Below are 6,896 nucleotides of genomic sequence, written 5' to 3' on the forward strand. Positions count from 1 at the left end.
AGAACAATTCTGAACCGTCTGGATGCCACTGCAACGGTCCCCTTCCTCCGCGTGGAACAACGGTTCTATTGGTGAAGCCTGGAAAGTGGACGAGGAAACGTCGCTTGGTCCGGTCTCGGTTGAAACGTACGCGAGCAGCTTGTCGTCCGGAGATAGCTTCGTGTCAGTGATCGACTGGAAATTCTGCGGGAATGCGGTCAGCCTTTTCTCGGACCCGGCCAACGAGATAAGCCGCCGGTTGTATCCTGGCCTCCAGGAATCTGAAATTAGCGCATAATTGCCGCTGCGGGACACGTCCTCGAGAAAACCTTCACAGAGTTCCTCGGTCTTTCCAGGTTCTCCGATCGATTGCATCAGGACCTTCGCGCCGTCCCGCGTCCAGCGTCGGAACAAAACCTTGGAGCCGCCAGGCAGCCAGAAGGTGTCGGGATTCGAGTTTTGGTCGCGCGTCAGCCAGATGGCCGTGTCGCGCGACGGATCAAAAATCCACGTCTCCTAGAGCCCGGAGTATCCTCGCGTCGAGGACGCGGCCACACGGGTTTCATCAAGTGAAAGCCGAGCCATGCCCAGACCTGGCTTGGGAGGACCTATCGTCCCGGTCACCCGCCCGTTACGATCCACCCAGACAAGCTGGCGCAAGGCGGGCTCGCTCAGATTGAGGACCAGCGTGCCGTCTCCAGCAACGCTTGGAGAGTGGCCTTGCGCGGAAATGAGAAACGGTTCACCCGCGCGCTCCAGTCGCTGATACGAGAAGGCAAACGCCCAAATTCCAGGGTTGTCGGACGGACGCGCAAAAATGATATGGCCTGTTGGCGAATATGCGGGTTTGGACAATCTCTCACCCGGCGAGGTCCAGAGGTTTTTGAGACCGTGTTGCGGTGTCCATGCTGCAAGGACGTCTCCTCCCTGGCTGCGGACGACGAACACGACACCTCCGCCCGGCAGCGGGCTTGGGTTCGCGATCCAAACCTGCGGCTCTTCGGAAACTGGCAGAGGCGCGGCATTGCCTCCCTTCGCGGACACTTCATACAGTCCCGTCTCCAGCCAGCCCGTGGCAAAAATGATCCGTCCATCGCCTAACCACACTCCTCCTCCACCGAGGGGAGAAGCGCGGGTTGGCGCTCGGCAGATCAGGTTCGGCTGGCCGCCGGAAATGGGCACCCGGAAAAGATTTTCCCCTTTGAAATACGCGATCTCCTCGCTCGTTGCAGACCAGAACAAACCCCGGAGGTCCTCATCTCGTCTGAGTAACTCCGGCGGTCCCATCCGCTCCAGGCGAAGGATCCACAGGCCTTCGTCGTTGACGTAAGCCAGCTTGTTGCCGTCCGGGGAGATGACCAGATATCTGACGACTGGGTCAGCGCTCTCCATTCTGTTTGGGGGCGGAAAGCGGAGTTCCAATTTCCGGACCGTCGGGTTCTGGCGCGTTTGAATACGCGAGGAATCGCGAAGGGAATTGAGCAGGAGGAACGCGAGCGCCACCGCAAGCAGCGCGGCGATGGCCCAGGGCAGTGCGCGCCGGATATTTGCTCCCGCTTGTGCGTCGAGCGCCTGTGCATTGAGCGGGGACACACGCGAAGTCACGCTCAGATTCTCCAGCGCAAACGCCAGGTCGCTCGCCGACTGAAAACGCCGGTCCGGCGACTTCTCCAGACACCGCTCAACGACTCGCTCCAATGCTGGTGAAGCATTCGCAAGGGCCACGATCGAGTCGGGAGGCTCCTCCTTCAAAATCGCGTTCATCGTCTCGACGGGCGTGTCCCGCCGAAATGCCCGCTGGCCGCTCAGCATCTCGTACAGAATCGCTCCAAACGCGAAAATGTCCGAGCGATGATCCGCCGCTTCGCCCCGCACTTGCTCGGGCGACATGTAGCTCGGCGTGCCCAGCACCAGGCCGGGTTGCGTGGATTCCAGGAGCGTCGGAGCGGTTGAGTTGAGAGGAGTTTGAGTTGAGAGTTGAGAGTCAGTTGTTGTCGGCGACGGTTTTCTCTCAACTCTCAACTCACTCCCCCTCTCAACTCTCTTCAGCTTGGCCAGCCCAAAATCCAGTATCTTCACCCGCCCATCCTGCGTGACGAACAGATTCTCCGGCTTGAGATCGCGGTGAATCACGCCCTTGCTGTGGGCGGCCGCGAGGCCTTGAGCGATTTGCAGCGCGTATTCGATGGCTTTGCGCAACGGGAGTTGGGCGCCGCCCAACACCTCTCGCAGCGTCTGCCCTTCCAGCAGTTCGGACACAAAATACGGCGCGCCCTCATGCACGCCCGTGTCGTGAACGACGAGGATGTTCGGATGGTTGAGCGCCGCGAGGGTGCGGGCTTCCTGCTCGAACCGCCGCAAGCCATCCGCGCTCTCCGCGTAATCCGCGGTCAGAAACTTGATCGCCACCTCCCGGCCCAATCGCGTGTCCCGCGCCCGATACACTTCGCCCATGCCGCCGGCACCCAGAGAGGCCGTAATCTGGTAGTGACCGATGCTGTCGCCGATTTTGTCCCGATTGTTCATCCGCGCTTGAGACCAGAGACGATTTCGAGCAGCGATGGCCGTGCTACGGTTCCGGGAAACGCTGTCGCCACAGGATCAAGGTTGGAGAAATTCCAGGCGCAAGCAAGGGCGATTTACGAGTGCGATTAGAAGTGTCGGTCAGCGGCTCCGATTGACTTCCCTCTCTCCCCGCGAGGAAACGAGTGGGGAGAGAGTTGGAGAGAGGGGTTTCCTGGAAACCTGAGGCCCGAGCCAACGCACCTCCTCTCCCCGGCCCTCTCCTCCCTTCGGGAAGAGAGGGAGAAAACTTCGTTGACCGACAGTTTTAATCGCACCGATCTTATTGCTTCGTGTCCGGCGGTAGCGCAGAATTGCAATCGATCAGTGTGGTTCGAGGCATTTACTCTTCCGCGCTGGTCTCGTAAAAGCCGTTCGGCTACCTTCCAGACCGAAAACATGCTGACTCAGAAACCCGCCACCTCGAAGGCTTCACTGAAGGCCACGGAGAAAGCGAAGACTTTGTTGCCTTCGTTGCCTTCTGTAAGAAACTCCCTCCGTCGTGCGACCCACCTGTCGGTTCTAGTTTTGGCCGCATCCTTGGAAGCAATCGCCGCCGAAAAGAGTCCCGCGCGGCCAGAGCCGCCGCCGCGTTCGGGCGCCGCCGCCAAGGCTGTCGAAACGATAGAGAAATCCGTCGAGGCGATCGTCGAAGCGGTTCGCCCTTCCGTGGTGGTCGTTTCGCATGCTGGCCGGGACGGGAAAGAGGACAGCGTCGGGTCCGGGTTTGTAGTTTCGGCGGATGGCTTGATCGCCACGTGTCTCCATGTGATTGGCGAAGCCAGGCCCATCACGGTTCGCCTGGCCAACGGCGCGCGCCACGACGTCATCGAAATTCACGCGTGGGACCGCAAACTCGACCTGGCCCTGATTCGCGTCGAGGCAAAAGATTTGCCCGCGTTGCCGCTGGGCGATTCCGAGACGCTCAAGCAAGGCGCAGCCGTCGTCGCGATTGGGAATCCGCTCGGATTGGAATACAGCGTGGTGCAGGGTGTGGTCTCGGCGCGGCGGGATTTTGATGGCATCGACATGATTCAACTCGCGATCCCCATCGAAGAAGGGAACAGCGGCGGGCCTTTGCTGGATCGGCAAGGAAGGGTTCACGGAATTCTGACTTTGAAATCGGCAATGTCCGCCAACCTCGGTTTCGCCACGCCGGTCGATGCGCTCAAACTGCTCCTGGCCAAACCCAACCCCGTTCCCATGACCCGATGGCTCACGTTGAGCGCGCTCAATCCCAAAGAATGGACTCCGGTCATGGGCGCGCGCTGGAGCCGGAAGGCCGGGCGCATCGAGGTCGATGGCCTGGGGAACGGCTTCGGCGGCCGCGCCCTGTGCCTTTCGCAAAAGCCCGCGCCGAAGCCGCCGTACGAACTGGCCGTGACGGTGAAGCTCGATAACGAAACCGGCGCGGCCGGGCTGGTGTTTGCGTCCGACGGCGATCAGCGGCATTACGGCTTTTATCCGAGCGGCGGGAACTTGCGCCTGACGCGCTTCGACGGCCCGAGCGTTTTCGCCTGGACGATCCTGAAGGAAGCGCCCAGCCCACATTACCGGCCCGGCGATTGGAACCGGCTTCGGGTCCGCGTCGAAGACGACGCCTTGCGCTGTTATGTGAACGAGCAATTGGTGTTTGAGTCCAGTGATCGCGAGTGGCGCGGCGGAAAGGTTGGGCTGGCCAAGTTCCGCGACACCCGCGCTGCGTTCAAAGATTTTCAAATGGGGACAAATCTGGCCGCAGCCTATCCCGCGGCCCCGGCGGATTTCCTTTCTGAAATAACCGCCAAGCTGAATTCGGCGACCGCGGCGTGGAATCCTGAGATCGTTGCCCGGTTGCAATCGCATCCCGAAGCGAGCCGGTTGCTCCTGGCGGAGCGCGCCCGCCAGCTTGACAAGCAAGCCGCTGAAGTCCGGGAGCTGGCCTGGGCGGTGCATCGGGGATCGATTGAGCGGCGATTGATTCAACTCCTGGAGCAGGCGGAGGAGCAGACCGATCTTTTTGAAGCCGCCCTGTTGCTCGCCAAACTCGACAATCCGGATCTGGATCTCGCCGCTTACCAGCAACAGCTCGCGGATATGGCCGCTGAACTCAAGGCGCAATTGCCACCCCAAAGCGATGATGCCGCCAAGATCGAAGCGCTGAAAAAGTATTTGTTCTTCGAGAACGGCTTTCACGGCAGCCGAACGGGCGACTACTACAACCGCGCCAATAGCTACATGAACCACGTGCTCGATGATCGGGAGGGAATCCCAATCAGTTTGTCGGTGTTATTCATTGAGTTGGCGCGGAGAATCGGCCTGGAACGCGTGGCGGGGGTCGGATTGCCAGGACATTTTGTGGTGAAACACGCGCCGAAACATGGCGAAGAACAAATCATCGACGTGTTCGAGGGCGGCAAACCGCTCACACCATCCGAGGTGCGAGAGATCGTGACGATCACCGGGCGCCAGTTCACCCAGGATTATTTGCGAGCCGCGACCAAGCGGGAAATCATTATCCGCATGTTGCGCAACCTTGCCGGCATCGCCCGCAACTCGGAATCTCCGCGCAGCGCGCTGGGCTATCTCGATCTGATTTTGGCGTTGGACCCGAGCGCGACCAGCGAACGCCTGGAGCGAGCCATGGCGCGGATGCGCGCGGGTGACCGGACCGGTGCGAAGGAAGATCTCCAGTGGCTGCTGGAGAAGGAACCGCCTGCGATTAACCTGGAGCGCGTGCGAGAGTTGTATCGGTCGCTTTGAAGGCCCCTGGGCTCGACTCGCGTAACCCTCAGTTAAGGCAGTTAAGGTGGGGCGAGGCTCCCGCCGAGCCAATGCCATCGAAGAAAGGCTCCGCGGGAGCGTCGCTCCACCGTTGTTATTATAACTGAGGGTTACCGACTCGCCACGTCCGGGCTTGGAACGGGAAGATGGGGTTGGTAATCTCAGGCCCTGTGATACGCAGTCCATTTCCAGGTATGGATCCTTGGCTGGAGTTGCACTGGCGCGATGTGCATTCCCGACTGATTATTTACATTGCCAACCAACTCCAGCGCCAGCTTCCCGAACCGTTGGTTGCTCGCGCCGAAGAGGACGTTCTGGTCGATGTCGAAGAAGAGCCACCCTCGCTGGTTCGACCGGACGTCGATGTAGTGGAAGACCGTCCGGACGGCGGCGAAGGCGGCGTCGCCACACTCGCTCCACCCGTGACGTTGGCCAAGCCCGTGCTGGTGCGCGTGCCTGAGCCGGAGGTGGACCGCCGGGTCGAGATCTATGACCCGACTTCCGGTGGCCGCGTCGTGACGGCCATTGAAGTGCTCAGCCCGTCCAACAAATTGCCGGGCAAGGCGCGCGAGGCTTATCGGTCCAAGCAGCGTGACTATTTGGCCGGGGGCGTCAATCTCGTTGAGATCGACCTCGTGCGCGCCGGCGAATGGGCTTTCTCGGTGGATGAGAGCGTCCTGCCGGCCGACAAGCGGACGCCGTACCTCGTCTGTGTTTTTCGCGCGACGCAACTGGGTCGGCGCGCGTTGTATCCGCTGCCTCTGCGCGAGCGGCTGCCGTGCCTGGCCATTCCGCTCCGCCCCCGAGACCGCGACGTGGCGCTCGATCTGCAGCAGGTGGTGGACGAGGCTTATGACACCGGACGCTACGATCGGACAGATTATCGTAAGCCCTTGAAGCCTCCTTTGCCTCCGGAAGAGGCGACCTGGGTTGCGGAATTGCTCCGCAAGGCCGGGCGCGTGTGAGATCAACGCCAGCGCGGGGAACCCGTGGAACCGGTCGAACACTGAACTTTGACGGTCGGGACACCGATTACCTGTGACTTCCGTGGCGTTTTCTCCGGATGGCAAGACGCTCGCGTCGGGCAGCGATGATTTTCAGATCAAGCTTTAGAACCTCGCGACTCACCGCGAGGTCGCGGCTCTCCAACATTCAGCCGAAGTCAAATTTGTCGCTTTCTCGCCTGACAATCAAAGGATGGCGGCTTGCGGCGCGGCCAATCCGGGTTGTCCGGCCGAGCTGCGCTTGTGGTGGGCGCCGTCCACGCTGGCAATCGACGCGACGGTGAAGGCCTCAGGGATGCACGAATAAGCTGCCAAGATGAACTGCGGGCGCTTTTGCAGAGGCGCCGCGGCTTAGCTAAGGGTCTGTGCAAAAATAACTTCCTGTTTTGGCGGGAGCGCCGCCTGGCCGGATGCAAGGCGCGAGGAGGGAGCATCCCCGTTTTGGGGCTGTGACCGACGAACAACGCCGCAGCCGGCCAGGCGCCGCCCCGCCCCGGAGGGCTGGGGCGATTTCGCTTTCTGGCTTCGTTTCTCCTCAGTCGCAGAGCCCTGGCTATGCTCCTTCGTCGTGCCTCGCCAGAAAGCGAA

General features: G+C 61.1%; 3 protein-coding genes and 1 pseudogene. 3 read left to right on the plus strand and 1 reads right to left on the minus strand.

Annotated elements, in window-relative coordinates:
• Positions 1-495: 495 nt before the first annotated feature.
• Entirely contained in the window at positions 496-2,505 is a 2,010-nt protein-coding gene (locus tag FJ398_10325) for a hypothetical protein (GenBank protein MBM3838343.1), read from the minus strand.
• 435 nt (positions 2,506-2,940) lie between these two features.
• Here FJ398_10325 and FJ398_10330 point away from each other — a divergent pair, with 435 nt between their 5' ends.
• The 3 genes and pseudogenes from FJ398_10330 (at position 2,941) to FJ398_10340 (ending at position 6,417) form a co-directional block, all read left to right on the plus strand.
• Complete coding sequence (locus FJ398_10330) at positions 2,941-5,283, plus strand: tetratricopeptide repeat protein (GenBank protein ID MBM3838344.1); 2,343 nt, start codon at positions 2,941-2,943, stop codon at positions 5,281-5,283.
• 167 nt (positions 5,284-5,450) lie between these two features.
• Positions 5,451-6,269, plus strand: a complete 819-nt coding sequence (locus FJ398_10335) for a DUF4058 family protein (GenBank protein ID MBM3838345.1) — start codon at positions 5,451-5,453, stop codon at positions 6,267-6,269.
• A 73-nt stretch (positions 6,270-6,342) separates the two neighbouring features.
• Positions 6,343-6,417, plus strand: a pseudogene (locus FJ398_10340) (WD40 repeat domain-containing protein).
• Positions 6,418-6,896: the final 479 nt, after the last annotated feature.

The sequence above is a fragment of the Verrucomicrobiota bacterium genome, assembly GCA_016871535.1.
Lineage (GTDB): Bacteria > Verrucomicrobiota > Verrucomicrobiia > Limisphaerales > SIBE01 > VHCZ01.